At 69.1% G+C, this 15,345-nt stretch carries 13 protein-coding genes and 1 tRNA gene; 8 read left to right on the forward strand and 6 right to left on the reverse strand.

The genetic code is table 11. From position 1 onward, the window contains the following. Positions 1–86: 86 nt before the first annotated feature. Positions 87–1,352 carry a GAF domain-containing protein gene (locus ACFY3D_RS28100; protein WP_389984593.1) on the reverse strand — a complete coding sequence of 422 codons (1,266 nt, stop codon included), beginning with the start codon at positions 1,350–1,352 and terminating at the stop codon, positions 87–89. A gap of 143 nt (positions 1,353–1,495) precedes the next feature. On the opposite strand from ACFY3D_RS28100, the gene ACFY3D_RS28105 reads away from it, so the two are divergent. Then, on the forward strand, positions 1,496–1,717 hold the full coding sequence (locus ACFY3D_RS28105; RefSeq protein WP_350945322.1) for a hypothetical protein: 222 nt from the start codon (positions 1,496–1,498) through the stop codon (positions 1,715–1,717). A gap of 142 nt (positions 1,718–1,859) precedes the next feature. Beyond that, on the forward strand, positions 1,860–4,097 hold the full coding sequence (locus ACFY3D_RS28110; protein ID WP_389984596.1) for a family 2 encapsulin nanocompartment cargo protein terpene cyclase: 2,238 nt from the start codon (positions 1,860–1,862) through the stop codon (positions 4,095–4,097). On the opposite strand, the gene ACFY3D_RS28115 is transcribed toward ACFY3D_RS28110, so the two are convergent. Beyond that, positions 4,068–5,321: a YihY/virulence factor BrkB family protein gene (locus ACFY3D_RS28115; protein ID WP_389984599.1), complete on the reverse strand. Its 1,254-nt coding sequence runs from the start codon at positions 5,319–5,321 to the stop codon at positions 4,068–4,070. The genes ACFY3D_RS28110 and ACFY3D_RS28115 overlap by 30 nt on opposite strands. 204 nt (positions 5,322–5,525) lie before the next feature. Next, complete coding sequence (locus ACFY3D_RS28120; RefSeq protein ID WP_389984602.1) at positions 5,526–5,861, reverse strand: SCO4225 family membrane protein; 336 nt, start codon at positions 5,859–5,861, stop codon at positions 5,526–5,528. A gap of 331 nt (positions 5,862–6,192) precedes the next feature. Between ACFY3D_RS28120 and ACFY3D_RS28125 the strand changes: the two genes are divergently transcribed. Next, a complete protein-coding gene (locus ACFY3D_RS28125; protein ID WP_389984605.1) occupies positions 6,193–7,707 on the forward strand; it encodes a family 43 glycosylhydrolase in 1,515 nt (504 codons plus the stop codon). A gap of 231 nt (positions 7,708–7,938) precedes the next feature. Here the strand turns inward: ACFY3D_RS28125 and ACFY3D_RS28130 are convergent, their stop codons facing one another. After that, positions 7,939–8,208, reverse strand: coding sequence for a hypothetical protein (locus ACFY3D_RS28130; protein ID WP_389984608.1), 270 nt, complete (start codon positions 8,206–8,208; stop codon positions 7,939–7,941). A 483-nt stretch (positions 8,209–8,691) separates the two neighbouring features. On the opposite strand from ACFY3D_RS28130, the gene ACFY3D_RS28135 reads away from it, so the two are divergent. Further along, positions 8,692–9,885, forward strand: coding sequence for an IS110 family transposase (locus tag ACFY3D_RS28135; protein ID WP_389984611.1), 1,194 nt, complete (start codon positions 8,692–8,694; stop codon positions 9,883–9,885). 45 nt (positions 9,886–9,930) lie between these two features. Here ACFY3D_RS28135 and ACFY3D_RS28140 read toward each other — a convergent pair whose 3' ends face one another. Continuing rightward, complete coding sequence (locus ACFY3D_RS28140) at positions 9,931–10,713, reverse strand: alpha/beta fold hydrolase (RefSeq protein WP_389984614.1); 783 nt, start codon at positions 10,711–10,713, stop codon at positions 9,931–9,933. A gap of 351 nt (positions 10,714–11,064) precedes the next feature. Then, positions 11,065–11,138 (reverse strand) — tRNA-Arg (locus ACFY3D_RS28145). 144 nt (positions 11,139–11,282) lie between these two features. Between ACFY3D_RS28145 and ACFY3D_RS28150 the strand changes: the two genes are divergently transcribed. Genes ACFY3D_RS28150 through ACFY3D_RS28165 form a run of 4 tightly spaced genes read left to right on the forward strand, consistent with a single transcriptional unit; the run spans position 11,283 to position 15,144 of the window. Continuing rightward, positions 11,283–11,756: a hypothetical protein gene (locus ACFY3D_RS28150; RefSeq protein ID WP_389984617.1), complete on the forward strand. Its 474-nt coding sequence runs from the start codon at positions 11,283–11,285 to the stop codon at positions 11,754–11,756. Positions 11,757–11,814: 58 nt separating this feature from the next. Further along, entirely contained in the window at positions 11,815–12,621 is an 807-nt protein-coding gene (locus tag ACFY3D_RS28155; protein WP_389984620.1) for a phosphotransferase, read from the forward strand. 55 nt (positions 12,622–12,676) lie between these two features. Further along, the gene (locus tag ACFY3D_RS28160; RefSeq protein ID WP_389984848.1) at positions 12,677–13,624 is read left to right on the forward strand and encodes a cobalamin biosynthesis protein; all 948 of its coding nucleotides are present in this window, start codon (positions 12,677–12,679) and stop codon (positions 13,622–13,624) included. Beyond that, positions 13,621–15,144, forward strand: coding sequence for a cobyric acid synthase (locus tag ACFY3D_RS28165; RefSeq protein ID WP_389984623.1), 1,524 nt, complete (start codon positions 13,621–13,623; stop codon positions 15,142–15,144). The genes ACFY3D_RS28160 and ACFY3D_RS28165 overlap by 4 nt, the downstream gene beginning before the upstream one ends. Positions 15,145–15,345: the final 201 nt, after the last annotated feature.

Genomic DNA, 15,345 nt, shown 5'->3' on the forward strand with positions numbered 1-15,345 from the left:
CTTCACATGGCTGTAACAGAGCCAACGATGGAGGGCCGAGGTTGGTGAAAGGTTGGCGTCCGGCCGATGCCGGGGGAGGGGCGAGGTCAGTCGCTCCGCGCCGTGCGGTGACGGGCGAGCGCCACGGCCCTGCGCGGGTCATCGACCCCGAGGACCGCGAGGGTCCGCTCGTGTATCTCCAGGTCGTACGGGTGCAGCTCGCCGAAGCGGAACACCGGACCCGGGCCGGGCCAGCGCAGCACCGCCTCACGCAGCGCGACCTCGATGTGCTCGCGCCAGGTCCTGACCCCCGGCGCGTCCGACCACGGCAGCAGCGGACCGCCGTAGAGCCGCGCCGCCGTCTCCACCCGCCCGGCGCCCAGTGCGGCGAGCACCTCGGCGGCGTCGCAGTCCAGGGGCGCGGTCAGCTCGTAGCGCCGGGTGGCCAGCGCGCCGGAGAGCGCCCGCCGCAGATGGGAGACCTCCGCCTTGAGGGTGGTCGCGGCGACGTGCCGCTCGCCGTACAGCTCGTCCATCAGCCGCTCGGGGGACATCCCGGGCCCCTGCGGTCCCGAGAGCGCGAGCAGGGTGAGGATCTCCAGCTGGCGAGGGGGCAGCTTCAGGGGAACGCCGTCACGGGTCAGCTCGGCACCGCCGAGGGCGCGCAGCCGCAGGCCGCTCTTCTTGTCGGTACCTCCGGCGAAGAAGCTCTGAACGGAGGGTCCGCTCGCGGACGAAGGGCTCATCCGTTCGGCCAGCCGGCTCTCGATGGCGCCGACCAGGGTGTGCAACGCGGGCATGGCGAGGGGATGCGAGCGCTCCCAGGTGCTCGACAGGTCGAGCACACCGAGAACCCGGCCGCCGGGGGACCGGATCGGGGCGCAGTAACAGACCCACCCGTGCAGGGCACGCACCAGGTGTTCGGCCGAGAACACCTGGGTCGGGCGGCCGGTGCGCAGCGCGAGGGAGAGGGCGTTGGTGCCCATGGCCTGTTCGTCCCAGCGACCTCCCGGGGCGAAGTTCACCGCCTCGGCCCGCCGCCGCATGACCCGGCCGCCGCAGGTCCACATGATGGTGCCCGTCTCGTCGGTGACCGCCGCGATGAAACCGCCGTCCTCGGCGATCCCGCGCAGCTCGTCGGCGACCGTGGCCAGGGGCTCGCGCAACGGCGAGGCTCTCCACCGCTGCAGGGCTTCGCCCTCCTCGGGGGCGCTGTCCTGCTCGGGCCTCACCGTCGCGATGGACCGGCCCCAGGAGTCGACGATCTCCTTCCTGAGCCGCTCGCGGTCATGCGGACGCCCGCCCTGGACCCAGCGTGCCCACTCCAGCTCCAGGTTGGTGCGATGCCGGCGTAGCGCCTGGCTTCCTTCCATGCCTGCCTCAAACCCGTCGACGCCTACCGTGATGATGCCTCACCGTGCGCCGGGACGCACCCCTTCGGGACGCGCGTTCACATCTCGGGCGGGTGTAAAAGGACCTGCGAATTGTCGGTGGGGCAGGGAAGGATGGCTCCATCATGGTTATCACCCCCTCCCTTCCTTTCGCCGCCACGACCTCCCCGAGCGGGGACATCGTGGTCTTCTACGTCGGCGTCGAGCCCCGCATGACACCGGAGCAGGCGCTCGCGTTCGCCGACCGGCTCCGCGACCTCGCGACCGCCGTGTCGCGCCCGGGTCGCGAGGAGCACCGGTCGGCGGGCGCCGGATGTCCTGATCGTGCCATGGCCTATTCGGGGTAATCCCTTTCACTCTCCGTGGTCGTTGCGTAGCGTTCTGCCTGTCGTGGCTCCCAGGTGAGGGAGCCGCCTCGTCGACTCGTCATGCCCCCTGATGCCCAGGGCGCTCCCGGACGCGTCGATATCGGATACGGAAGGACAGAACATGCAACCCTTCGAGCTTCCTGACTTCTATCTGCCGTATCCGGCCAGGCTGAACCCCCACGTGGAGACCGCGCGAGAGCACACCAGGGCCTGGGCGTACGACATGGGCATCCTCGACCCCGACCTGGGCATCTGGGACGAGCGCAAGCTCGACGCCATGGACTACGGCCTGCTGTGCGCCTACACCCACCCCGACGCCCCCGCCGCCGAGCTCGACCTCATCACCGACTGGTACGTGTGGGTCTTCTTCTTCGACGACCACTTCCTGGAGACCTTCAAGCGCAGTGGCGACCTGACGGGGGCGAAGGAATACCTCGACAGGCTGACGGCCTTCATGCCGGTGCATCCCACGGGGCCGCCTCCCGAGCCGGAGAACCCGGTGGAGCGCGGCCTGGCCGACCTGTGGGCCCGGACGATCCCGGCGATGTCCGCCGACTGGCGGACACGCTTCGTCGAGAGCACGAAGAACCTGCTCGACGAGTCCCTGTGGGAGCTCGCCAACATCAACGCGGGACGCGTCGCCAACCCGATCGAATACATCGAGATGCGACGCAAGGTCGGCGGCGCCCCCTGGTCGGCGAACCTGGTCGAGCACGCCGCGGGCGCCGAGGTCCCGGCCGTCATCGCCGCGAGCAGGCCGATGCGCGTGCTGCGAGACACCTTCTCCGACGGGGTGCACCTGCGCAACGACCTCTTCTCCTACGAGCGGGAGGTCGGCGACGAGGGCGAGCTCAGCAACGGCGTCCTGGTCTTCGAGCGATTCCTGGGCTACGACACCCAGCGGGCCGCCGACGCGGTCAACGACCTGATCACCTCCCGGCTGCACCAGTTCGAGAACACCGCGCTCACCGAGCTGCCCCCGCTCTTCGAGGAGCACGGCCTGGACCTGAAGTCCCGCCTCGACGTCCTCGCCTACGTCAAGGGACTCCAGGACTGGCAGTCGGGCGGCCACGAGTGGCACATGCGCTCCAGCCGCTACATGAACGGGGCCTCGCGGGCCGACCCGGTGGCCCCGGCCCTCCTCGGCGGGCCCACGGGCCTGGGCGTCTCGGCGGCGCGCATCCGGCTGGCGCCCGGCATCACGGGCCCGGGGGGCCCGAGAAGCCACACCCACGTCCCGCTCAGGAAGGTGGGGCCGCTGCCGCTGCCCGAGATCTACATGCCGTACACGGCCCGGATGAATCCCAACCTCGACAGCGCCCGCCGCAACACGGTGGAATGGGCGCGCGAGATGGGGATGTTCGAGCAGCTGCCCGGCTTTCCCGGCCTGGCGGTCTGGACCGAGCACAAGCTCGACACCTACGACTTCGCCATCTGCGCGGGAGCCATCAATCCGGACGCCCCCGGCCCCGAGCTGGACATCTCGACCTTCTGGCTCACCTGGGGAACCTACGCCGACGACTACTTCCCGCTCGTGTTCGGGTCCCGCCGCGACATGGCGGGTGCGAAGGTGTTCAACGAGCGGCTGTCGGCGTTCATGCCGCTCGACCTCTCGGCCACCCCGCCGCCGGTCAACCCGATCGAGCGCGGCCTCGCCGACCTGTGGTTCCGTACGGCGGCCTCCATGACGGAGAGCGCGCGCGCCAAGTTTCGCCGGGCCGTCCAGGACATGACGGAGAGCTGGCTGTGGGAGCTGGCCAACCACATCCAGAACCGGGTCCCCGACCCGGTCGACTACATCGAGATGCGCCGCAGGACCTTCGGCTCCGACCTCACGATGAGCCTGTCGCGCCTGGCCCACGGCCAGGCGGTGCCGCCCGAGATCTACCGCACCCGGACGATGCGCGGGCTGGACGACTCGGCCGCCGACTACGCCTGCCTGGTCAACGACCTCTGCTCGTACCAGAAGGAGATCCAGTTCGAAGGCGAGCTGCACAACTGCGTGCTCGTCGTCCAGGACTTCCTGAACTGCGATCCGCCGAAGGCGGCCGACATCGTCAACGACCTGATGACGTCGAGGATGCGGCAGTTCGAGCACATCGTCGCCACCGAGCTCCCCGCCCTCTTCGACGACTTCGACCTCGACGGGGAGGCGAGGAAGACCCTCGACGGATACGTGCGGGAGCTGCAGGACTGGATGGCGGGTGTGCTGCTGTGGCACATGAAGACCCGCCGCTACGACGAGGCCGAGCTGCGCCACCCGCCCGCGACGACACGCCCTCTCGTCCTCTCCGGGCTCGGCACCGCGGCCGCGCGCGTCGGATCCCCGCTACGGGCGGTGCCGGCCTCGCTCTCCTGACGCGACAGGGGGTTCGGGGCCGGAGCCTTCCCACTGTCTCACCGGAGGTGTCGGCGGGTGAGGGGCGGCCGTCTGGGCTCGACGGTCCTCAGGAAAATCTCGGCTGCCCCTCGCCGAGGAGCGCGCCCGTCGCGTTCTGAAGTCGTACCTGCGCGGCACGGGTCTCGGCCGTGTCCGCACCCGCGGTTCCGCCTCCGGGGCCGTTCCCGAGACCGCCGCCTCGTCGTCCCTCTGCGCCTCCTCCTCAGGGTCCGCCTGTGCCGACGGCCCCGTCCTGATCTCGGGGATCGCCGGTGCGGTGACGACCTCGGTGCGAGGCTCGCCGACGGGCCGCCGGGTGGCCAGGTCGAGGACCGTGCCGTGGCGGCTGGTCGCGGCGTGCGAGGCGGCGAACAGGATGAGCACGTTCACCAGCTTCAGGAAGAGCAACATGCCCACCGCGCCCGCGACCACCTTGTACGCGGGATTCGCTGAACTGATGTTGAAATAGACCTGTCCGATCGTCTTCAGCAGCTCCAGGCCGATGGTGATGACGAGGGCCGGTCCGACGACCCGCCGTGGCGACAGGCGCAGCCGAGGGGGCAGCGTCATCAACGCCGTCGAGAGCAGGAAGTTCACGCAGATGCCGAGCACGAAGGTGGTCGTGGACAGGGCCCAGCGCGCCGGTAGCGCCTCGACCCCGATCGTATGCTCGGCCAGCCAGATGAGCGCGCTCTGGGTGCCGAAGGAGAGGGTGAGCGAGATCGAGAGCAGCAGCCCGAGCGCGACCATCACGGCCAGGTCGAGCAGCCACCGCAGGAAGAAACCGCCCGGATACTGCTCCAGGCCCCAGACCGCCCGGATGGAGGAGCGCATCGAGTCGATCCAGAACACGCCGGTCAGCGGAAGGCCGAAGAAGGCGATCAGCCCCGCCGTGTCCCGCGCGTCGCGCAGTGCCTGCACGTCCAGTCGCGGGAACGTGTCGCTCAGGTAGTCCTCCACCTGACCGAGCGCGGCCGGTGTGTCCAGCACATGGCCCATGATCACGAAGGACAGCAGTGCGAGCGCGAAGGTGGCGTAGAACGCGTAGTAGGTCATTCCCGCGGACAGGCGGCCCGCGTCGGTGCGGTCGTAGTGGACGGCCGCCCGGACAAGATGGTCGAACCAACCGCACCGGTTCCGTACCGCGGTCCATGCTCCGACGAACCCGCTGGTCCACCGGCTCGCCCCGGAGGTGGCCTTCATGATTGCGCACCCTACCCCCAAGCGGGCGTTTCACCGCTGGTGAGTCGGGCGGCGTCGCGAGTCCTGTGACATCCGGAGCGGAGCGACCCGGCGCGCCGCCGCGACGAACAACGCCATCGGCGATCCCTCGCCGGACCCGGACCCGACCCGCACCGGGATCGCGAACGTGGTGAGCCGGCCCGGAGCCTTCCGAGCCGGCGCCCGTCATCTCTCCTCGGGCGGGGACGCCTCTCTCCGGGGTCCGCGCAGCAGGAACCACAGCAACCAGGCCTGGACCAGCCCGGCGGCGGTGAGCAGGATCAGGTGCGCGCCGGCGGGAAGGACCTCCCCGGGGATCACCATCACCAGCCACGAGAGCGGCAGGGTCACCAGGATCAGCGTGACCGCCGACAGGCCCTGCTCGTCCGGCCCGCTCATGCCGACCGCGACGATGACGAGCCCGACGACGACGAGCAGAACGTACAGGCCGCTGACGACAAGGGCGAGGGTTCCCCGCCTGTACCGGGAGGCGGAGCGGAACACACCGCGAACTGATCTCATGACTTTGACTCTGCCCGGGAATCACCACCGAGATCTCGGTACGGCTACCTGACCGGTCCCGGTACGAATACTCAGAAACCGGCGGCCCTACCGCGTTCGAGTGAGCGGCTCGTGCCGCGCCGAAATGCCTGCCGGACCCACTGTGCCCGGGTAACGTCCGGGCCAGAGGAACGATCAGGCGCCAGGGGCGGTGGGGAATTGACGGTCGCTCTTGACGGCAGCAATGTTTGCGTTAACGCTTTGGGCGGAAACCTCCGCGAAATCCCCTCGTGACTTTCGCGGCTCGTCATCCATTTCTTGTTAGCGTTAACATTTGTTGGGAGATACGAGCATGCTGCGCATCACCCCCCGCGCGGCGGTCGAGACCGTGACGATCCGGCGAGCGGGCAGCCGAAAGCTCCTGTGCCGCTCGTCGCGGTCGGCGGTGACGGCCGTCATGGTCGTGCTGAGCCTGATCGCCACCCTGCTGACCGCCCCCGCCGCCCATGCCGCACCGGCCGTCCAGTACACCAACCCCCTGGTCGCGCAACGAGCCGATCCCCACATCTTCCGGCACACCGACGGCTACTACTACTTCACCGCCACCGTTCCCGAGTACGACCGCATCGTGCTGCGCCGGGCCACCACCCTGCAGGGCCTGTCCACCGCGCCGGAGACGGTGATCTGGCGCAAGCACACGAGCGGTGAGATGGGGGCCCACATCTGGGCACCGGAGATCCACTTCATCAACGGCAAGTGGTACGTCTACTTCGCCGCCGGCCGTGCCGACGACGTCTGGCGGATCCGGATGTACGTCCTGGAGAGCAGTGCCGCCAACCCTCTGACCGGCAGCTGGACCGAACGCGGCCGGATCGTCACCCCCTGGGACACCTTCGCGCTGGACGCCTCGACGTTCGTCGCGGGCGGCGTCCGGTATCTGACCTGGGCGCAGCAGGAACCCGGCATCGCCACCAACTCGAACCTGTACATCGCCCGGATGGGAACCAACCCGTGGACCATCACCGGGCCGACGACCCGGTTGACCGTGCCGACCCTGGCCTGGGAGACGCGCGGATACAAGGTCGCCGAAGGGCCGTCGGTGATCCAGCGCAACGGCCGGATCTTCCTCACCTACTCCGCCAGCGCCACCGACGCCAACTACTGCCTCGGCATGCTGACCGCCTCGGCCTCGGCCGACCCGCTCAACGCCTCCTCCTGGACCAAGAGCCAGAATCCGGTGTTCGCCACCAACGCCGCGACCGGTCAGTACGGGCCGGGGCACAATTCCTTCACCGTCTCCGAGGACGGGCAGAGCGACATCCTCGTCTATCACGACCGCAACTACCGGGACATCTCCGGCGACCCGCTCAACGATCCCAACCGGCGTACCAGGCTCCAGAAGGTGTACTGGAAGGCCGACGGCACCCCCGACTTCGGCATCCCGGTACCCGACGGGATCTCGCCGGTGCGGCTGAGGTCCTACGACCAGCCCGACCGTTTCGTTCGGCACTGGGAGTATCGGGCCCGGATCGACGCCAACGTCGCACCACTGGCCGACTCCCAGTTCAGGATCGTCCCCGGGCTGAACGGTGGGACGACGGTGTCGCTGGAGTCCACCAATTTCCCCGGCTACTACCTGCGGCACCGTAACCACCAGGCGTGGGTGGAGCGCAACGACGGCTCGGCGATCTTTCGCGCCGACGCCACCTTCACCCGCAGGACCGGCCTGGCCGACGGTTCGGCGGTGTCGCTGGAGTCCGTCAACTTCCCCGGCTACTACCTGCGCCATCGCGACCTCCAGATGTGGGTGGAGCGCGACGACGGCTCGGCGACCTTCCGCGCCGGTGCCACCTTCACCCTGGAGTGACCCGCACCGTCGTCAGCGTCTGATCACCTACCGGCCGACGGCCGGCATGGTCGCCTTCGAGCACAACCTGTTCCTCGTGGCGGTTCTCTTTTTGTGCCGGTGCGCTGAGAACCTTCACCCGGGTAGTCGGCGCCCATGGACGGCGAAGAGTTCCTGTCACACCTCATCGTGATAGGAGCTCTTCGCCGACGGCACCGCCGGCCACGCCCCGGCGGTGCCGCCATACCCGTGTCAGGAGAGCGGACGCACGTCCACGCCGTAGCTCAGGCGGTTGATCCACGTTGGTCCGCAGCTCGCCATGCTCCACTGACCGCTGTTGGTCGTCACCCATCCGCCGTCCCTGCGGCCGTTGCTGCACTGGACCCACGCGCGGAACTCGTAGGCAGGGCCGATCGTCGCGCATCGGGCGGAAAACGAGTTCTGACCGAAGGTGTAGTCACAGCCGTTGGCCCCTGCCGACGCCGGGCTCAGCGCACTCGACCCGACGGTAACGGCTCCCACCGCGAGCTCACCAACGCACAGAAGGGGTACGGCCCGCACGGGCGGGCTCAAACCACGATCTGCCAGTGCGGGCACGCTCCGTCCGGCCATTTGGGAAACAGCGCCGGTCTCAGCAAGAAGGACTCAAAGACCCCGGAACGAAGAAGGCATCCGCCATCCCGGCTGGGGAACGCGCCCGCACCGTCATTAGGAACGAAGCCTTGGACCGTCGATCGCCCCCGGCCATCTACGGCGGCCGACCACCGCATGGCGATCGTCCTACGTTGTTGGTGCGGGTGATGCGAGCCGTTCGTAGGGTTGGCTTACCCGCAGGGGTACGGGGTGTGGCTTAGGCGATCGTGGCCCTCGATGGCTTCCCTTACTTGGCCGCCCCGTATCCCGCGACGACTCGACCGCTGATTGGGAACTGTGCGCTGATCGCTGAGTAGGACAACGTCGGCGAGGTCGTCTGCGGGATCCCATGCAACGACGACGTGCGGGAGCATGATGAGCCGGATCTGGGCGGGAATCGACGCGGGCAAGACCCATCACCACTGTGTGGTCATGGATGCCGAGGGCACCAAACTGCTGTCTCGGCGAGTGCTCAACGACGAGCCCGAGCTGCTGACGCTGCTGGCTGACGTACTGGCCCTGAGCCAGGAGGTCACCTGGTGTATCGACATCGTCGACGGCGGGGCCATGCTTGTCCTGGCGGTGTTGTTCGATCACGAGCAGCAGGTGTTGTACATCCCCGGCCGCACCGTGAACCGGGCCGCAGCCGGCTATCGAGGCCAGGGGAAGACCGACGCGCGCGATGCCCTGGTCATCGCCGACCAGGCGCGTATGCGCTATGACCTGCATCCGATCCGGCGCGGGAATGAGATCACCACCGAACTGAAACTGCTCGTTGCCCGCCGAGCTGATCTGGTGGCGGATCGTACCCGGGCGATCAACCGGCTACGGGGTCTGCTGAGTGGGATCTTTCCCGCTCTGGAGCGCGTCCTTGAGCTGTCCAACAAGGGGCCTTTGGTGCTGTTGTCGGGATATCAGAGCCCGGCGGCGATCCGCCGGTCGGGACGTGGGGGTGTGGAAGCCTGGCTGAGGGCCCGCAAGGTCCGTAGCGCCGCCGCGTTGGCCCAAGCCGCGGTCGAGGCCGCCGGCCGCCAGCACACGACTGTGGCCGGGGAGCAGGTCACCGCGGACATCGTGGCTGCCTTGGCCGAGGAGGTGATGGCTCTCAACGCCAGGATCGAGGAGATCGACCACCGTATCCAGACGTGCTTTGCCGATCATGAACTGGCTATGTTCATTAGCAGCCTGCCCGGCATGGGCCCCCAGGTCGGTGCCGAGTTCCTCGCTGCCACCCACGGCGATATGGGTGCCTTCGGCTCCGCCGATCGGCTCGCCGGCTTCGCTGGTCTGGCTCCTGTCCCGCGCGATTCTGGACGCGTCAGCGGTAATCTGCACCGACCGCAGCGCTACCATCGCCGACTGCAACGCGCCCTCTATCTGGCGGCCTTCTCCAGCTTGCGTGTCTCACCGGAGTCGCGGAGGTTTTACGACCGCAAACGAGCCGAGGGCAAAACCCACTCTCAAGCGATCCTGGCTCTGGCCCGCCGACGCGTCAACGTCCTGTGGGCTCTTATACGTGATCGACGGCGCTATCAGCCGCCGGCAAACGCCCCCGTCGCCGCTTGACAACCTCATTGGGAAGTAAGGGGCCGCGTCGGAAAATCCAGCGGCTCACTCGTTCATGCCTTCCTGTGATGTCGGCGGCAGCCCCAACACCTCGTCGACCGCCTGAATAATGATCTCGGGTTGCTCGAACGGAATCTGATGACCGGCCCGCTCGGCGATCATTACTTGCCCATGCGGGGACTGACTCGCCAGAGCGCGATGGTCGGCGTTCAGATGCTCCAGATGCGCTTTGGGCATGCGCGGCCGCTTGCCTGCCGTGATCACACGGATGGGCACAGGCGGCAACCCGCTCTCCTGACGCGCCTGTGCGACCTCGTTCATGGCATTCTGCATCCCGGCCAGGGTGTCGGCCAGTTCGCGCAGCGACCGCGCATTGGTGCCGCCGAACATCGCACGCAGGCGGAGCAGCCGTGGGGCTAGGAGGAAGGAGAGGTCGCGTACGAGCGCCGAGCCCGGCGGTGTTCCGCTGGCGGTCGGATCCACGAAGACCAGCCCCGCCACATCACTGGGATAGCGGGCGGCATAAAGCTGGGTGACGAGCCCACCGTAAGACCAGCCCACGAATACCATCGGCAGTTCAAGGTGCAGGGCGCGAAGAAGCCGACGCAGGTCTTCGGCCATCTCGGTGACGGTACGGGCCTGCGATCCGCCGGAGCGGCCGACACCGGCCCGATCGTAGGTCACTACAGTGACACGCTCGGCCAACGCAAGTTCCAATTCCTCTCCCCAGGTTCCCACGCCCTGGCCTGATCCGCCGCACTCGAGAACCACGGTGGGGCCTTTCCCGCGGACCTGGGCGCATAGCGCATGATCGCCTACATCGATCATTACCGGCGTCGGTACATCGTTGTTTTCGGGTTTCCCATTCCTTCCCATGGCGTCAACTTAGGTTGACCAGCGTGTTGGTGTCAACCATTGTTGACGATTGAGTTCGGAGTGGGTGTCTGTAGTCATGCGGCGGCGTGGCGGTGGTCGACGCGTTTGTTGGGTTGCGGCGTGACGGGCGTGCGGCGATGCCCCGCGCGGCGCCCGCGCCGTGACCGGCCCAGGCCGCAGCGCGGCGCGGGGACGACGGCGCGGGGCGTACGGCTGCTTTCGGTCGCCTGCGGTTGCACGAGAAGGGCGGGTCGCAGGCAAGCAAAAGACCAGGTCAGTGGCTAGATGACCTGGTCTTGGCAGCGCACCCTGCAGGATTCGAACCTGCGACCGTCGGATTAGAAGTCCGGTGCTCTATCCAGCTGAGCTAAGGGTGCTCCCGCTTAATTGTGCATGATCCGGGGAGTGCTCATGTATCGGTTTCCTGGCTGTGTCGTGAGGATCACCCCGTGAATCCTCCGGATCCTGTAGGGAACGTCGCGGATGCCGGGTGTGGGCGAGCGGGGCCGGGAGGTCCAAGGGTGCGCCCAAAGGAGGCTCGAGGGCAGGCTTTGCCTGGTTATGCGCCTGCTTCGGGGTGGATGGCCCCGCGCATCGAAGTGATGATCCTCGCTCGGGACTCCACGATTCGCACCCTTGCCGGGCCGGACACCAAATCTGTGCTGGTCGGCATGCCGTACCTCGAAGAGCGCGTCGACACCGTTGAGACCGACAGTACCGAGATCAAAAGTCGTCTCGGTGTGCTCGGACGATCCGTCGGCAACATCGAGAAGAACACCGCGGTCATGCGCGACGAGATCGCCGAGTTGAAGACCGGGCAGATCGAGATTCGTGACCTGCTCGCTCGCGTGGTGGTACGTCTCGAAGGCGTGCCAGGCCGGACCGTCCAGATCAGGGCGCGAAGCGCGGTCGGCGACCGGGCAGGGGCGCGAACGGCCGACCGGCTCGGCGACGGCCGATCGGTGAGAACGGCTTCCGGCTGTCCCGGCGTGTGAAGATCGGTCTGTCCGAATCGTTCTCCTGAGGAGACGGGGCGGTCTAGGCTCGTATGCCATGTTCGTCGCGACGGCCCAAGAGGAGATTCCCCTTCTGGGCGGTGATGTCACCGACGGGGTGGTGCGGGTCGGGGACACCGTCCGGCGGCCCTGCAGGGCCTCCACGGCTTCGGTGCACGCGCTCCTGCGTCATCTGGAGCGTTCTGGGTTCGAGGGGGCTCCCCGGGCGCTGGGGGTGGACGAGCGGGGCAGGGAGATCCTGAGCTATGTCGAGGGGGAGTCCGCGGCCAGGCCTTTACCTTCGTTCGCGCTCACCGAGGAGTCTCTGGCCGGGCTGGCGCGGCTGCTGCGCGCTTTTCACGACGCGGCCGAGGGGTTCGTCCCGCCGCGGGAGGCGGTCTGGGAGGCGGGGTCCAACGACGACGCGGCGCCGCGGCTGGTCGGGCACTGCGACGTCAACCTCGACAACGTGATCTTCCGCGACGGGCTTCCCGCCGCGCTGATCGACTTCGACATGGCCCGGCCGACGACCCGGCTGTTCGACGTGGTGACCACGCTGCGGCACTGGGCGCCGATCGCCGATCCCCTCGATCTGGAGCCGCTCCAGCGTCGTCTCGACATCGGTCCCCGGCTACGCCTGTTCTGTGACGCGTACGGCCTGGAGCCCCGTGATCGCCGGCGCCTGCTGGATCTCGCCCGGCTCCGCTTCGACCGCTCCTACCACGCGATGCGGGCCAAGGCCGAGGCGCAGGGCGGGAACGGCGGGTGGGCCCGGATGTGGGCCGGCGGGGCGGGGGAGCGCATCCGGCGGGCCTGTGTGTGGCTGGAGACCCACCAGGATGAACTCCATGAACACCTCGTTTAGCCGACTGATCGCCAAAGTGGGACCGAAGAGACCTGGAGTGGCCGAAGGGGTGGGGATGCTCGTCGGGGTCGCGATCGACGCCGTGCTCGCCGATCCCCGGCGCGGGCATCCGGTCGCGCTGTTCGGCACCGCCGCCGCCGGGGTGGAGGGGCGGGTGTACGGCGACAGCCGGGCGAGAGGTGTGCTCCATGTGGTCCTGTGCGTGGTCCCGGTGGCGCTGCTCGGTCACCTCGCCACCCGGCCGCGCAACCCGGTGGTGCGGGCCGGGCTGAGCGCGGCTGCGACGTGGGTGGTCGTCGGCGGTACGACGCTGGGCCGCGAGGGTGCGGCGATGGCCGGATTCCTGGAGGACGGCGATCTCGCGGGGGCGCGGGGGAGGCTGCCGCACCTGTGCGGGCGTGACCCGTCAGGGCTCGCGGAGTCCGGGCTCGCCAGGGCGACCGTCGAGTCGATCGCGGAGAACACCTCGGACGCGGTGGTGGCGCCGCTGTTCTGGGGTGCGGTGGCCGGGGTGCCCGGCCTGCTCGCGTACCGGGCGGTCAACACGCTGGACGCGATGGTGGGGCACCGGAACGCGCGCTACGAGCGCTTCGGGTGGGCCGCCGCCCGCCTCGACGACGTCGCCAACTTCGTGCCCGCCCGGATCACCGGGCTGCTCGCCGCGCTCGGGGCTCCGCTGGTGGGTGGTTCGGCGCGGCGGGCGGCGGCGGTGCTGCGCAGGGACGGCCACCGCCACCCCAGTCCCAACGCGGGCCGCTGCGAGGCCGCCTTCGCGGGGGCGCTGGACCTCACCCTGGGCGGGGTGAACGTGTACGGCACCAGGGTGGAGCACCGGCCGGAGATGGGCGAGGGGCCCGCGCCCTCGGTCGCGGACATCCGCAGGTCGGTACGGCTGGCGCGGGCGGTCGGCCTGGCGGCGGCGGGGCTCGCCGTCCTGGCCGCCGTTCGGGGCTCGTACGGGCGAGGTTCACGCGGGGCGGGCTCGTACGGGAGTGAGGGGTGAAGGGGGCGCTGCTGGTCGCGGGGACGACCTCGGACGCGGGCAAGAGCGTCGTCACCGCCGGGATCTGCCGCTGGCTGGCCAGGCAGGGGGTGAGGGTCGCGCCGTACAAGGCGCAGAACATGTCGCTCAACTCCTTCGTCACCGCGGACGGCGCCGAGATCGGCAGGGCCCAGGCGATGCAGGCCGCCGCGTGCGGGCTGGAACCCAGCGCCGACATGAACCCGATCCTGCTCAAGCCGGGCAGCGACCGGCGCAGCCAGGTCGTGGTGATGGGCAGGCCGATGGCCGAGGTCGACGCGATGGAGTACTGGGACGTCAAGGAGCGGCTCCGCCAGGTCGCGGTCGACGCGCTCGAGCGGTTGCGGGGCGCGTACGACGTGGTGGTCTGCGAGGGGGCGGGCAGTCCGGCGGAGATCAACCTGCGCAGGGGCGACATCGCGAACATGGGCCTGGCCCGTGCCGCGAACCTGCCGGTCGTCGTGGTCGGCGACATCGACAGGGGTGGGGTCTTCGCCGCCCTGTACGGGACGGTCGCGCTGCTGGAGCCCGCCGACCAGGCGCTGATCGCCGGGTTCGTGATCAACAAGTTCCGCGGGGCGCCCGAGCTCCTCGAACCGGGGCTGGACATGATCAGGGAGCTGACCGGCCGCGAGGTGTACGGGGTGCTGCCCTGGCTGGACGGCCTCTGGATGGACGTCGAGGACTCCCTCGCCCTGGACAACCGGCCCGCGTCCGGGACGCGTGCCCCGTACGGCCGGCAGACCCTGCGGGTGGCGGTGGTGCGGCTGCCGAGGATCTCCAACTTCACGGACGTGGACGCGCTGGCCTCCGAGCCCGGGGTGGTGGTCCGCTTCGTGACCTCCCCGGGCGAGTTGGAGGACACCGATCTGGTGGTGCTGCCGGGCTCTCGGGCCACGGTCTCCGACCTGGGGTGGCTCCGTGCCACCGGCCTGGCCGCCGCCCTGCCGGGGCGGGCGGTGCTGGGCATCTGCGGCGGTTACCAGATGCTCGCCAGGACCATCCGCGACGAGGTGGAGTCGGGGGCGGGGCTGGTCGAAGGGCTGGGGCTGCTGCCCGCGTCGGTGGAGTTCGCCGAGGACAAGACGCTGGGCCGTCCGGTCGGTGCCGCGTACGGCCACCCGGTCTCCGCGTACGAGATCCACCACGGCGTGGTGACGGCCGACGGCGGCGAGCCCTTCCTGGACGGCTGCCGTGCCGGCTCGGTGTGGGGTACCACCTGGCACGGCGCCCTGGAGAACGACGGTTTCCGCCGGGCCTTCCTCGCCGACGTGGCCGCCGTCTCCGGCCGCGACTTCACCCCGGCGCCGGACGTGTCGTTCGCCGTGCTGAGGGAGGAGAGGCTGGACGCGCTCGGTGACCTGATCGAGCGGAACGTCGACACCGGTGCCCTGCTCCGGTTGCTGGAGGGCGGGGCTCCCGCGGGGCTGCCGTCGCTGCCGCCCGGCGGGGTCTCGCGTGAGGCTCCGGATTTCTCGGCGGGCGCTTCCTCCGTCGGGTGAGGTGCGCCGTAGGCGACCGGCGAAGCGATCGGAGCCGGGGGTTCCCTCCGTCGGGTGAGGTGCCGGTCCTTCCGTCGGCTGAGACCGGTGTCCGTTCCAGCGAGGCAGTACAGGTGATTTATCACCTGTACTGCCTCTTTTGAGGGGCGAAGACGGATAAATTAGTTCAGATAGCGAAAAAGGGGGAGGTCTTCCGCCGGG

The organism is Streptosporangium sp. NPDC000509, assembly GCF_042898365.1.
GTDB lineage: Bacteria > Actinomycetota > Actinomycetes > Streptosporangiales > Streptosporangiaceae > Streptosporangium.

Coding starts and splice junctions, on each gene's coding strand:
- ACFY3D_RS28100 (WP_389984593.1), bottom strand. CDS start 1,352: ATGGAAGGAAGCCAGGCGCTACGCCGGCATCGCACCAACCTGGAGCTG.
- ACFY3D_RS28105 (WP_350945322.1), top strand. CDS start 1,496: ATGGTTATCACCCCCTCCCTTCCTTTCGCCGCCACGACCTCCCCGAGC.
- ACFY3D_RS28110 (WP_389984596.1), top strand. CDS start 1,860: ATGCAACCCTTCGAGCTTCCTGACTTCTATCTGCCGTATCCGGCCAGG.
- ACFY3D_RS28115 (WP_389984599.1), bottom strand. CDS start 5,321: ATGAAGGCCACCTCCGGGGCGAGCCGGTGGACCAGCGGGTTCGTCGGA.
- ACFY3D_RS28120 (WP_389984602.1), bottom strand. CDS start 5,861: ATGAGATCAGTTCGCGGTGTGTTCCGCTCCGCCTCCCGGTACAGGCGG.
- ACFY3D_RS28125 (WP_389984605.1), top strand. CDS start 6,193: ATGCTGCGCATCACCCCCCGCGCGGCGGTCGAGACCGTGACGATCCGG.
- ACFY3D_RS28135 (WP_389984611.1), top strand. CDS start 8,692: ATGATGAGCCGGATCTGGGCGGGAATCGACGCGGGCAAGACCCATCAC.
- ACFY3D_RS28140 (WP_389984614.1), bottom strand. CDS start 10,713: ATGATCGATGTAGGCGATCATGCGCTATGCGCCCAGGTCCGCGGGAAA.
- ACFY3D_RS28155 (WP_389984620.1), top strand. CDS start 11,815: ATGTTCGTCGCGACGGCCCAAGAGGAGATTCCCCTTCTGGGCGGTGAT.
- ACFY3D_RS28160 (WP_389984848.1), top strand. CDS start 12,677: ATGCTCGTCGGGGTCGCGATCGACGCCGTGCTCGCCGATCCCCGGCGC.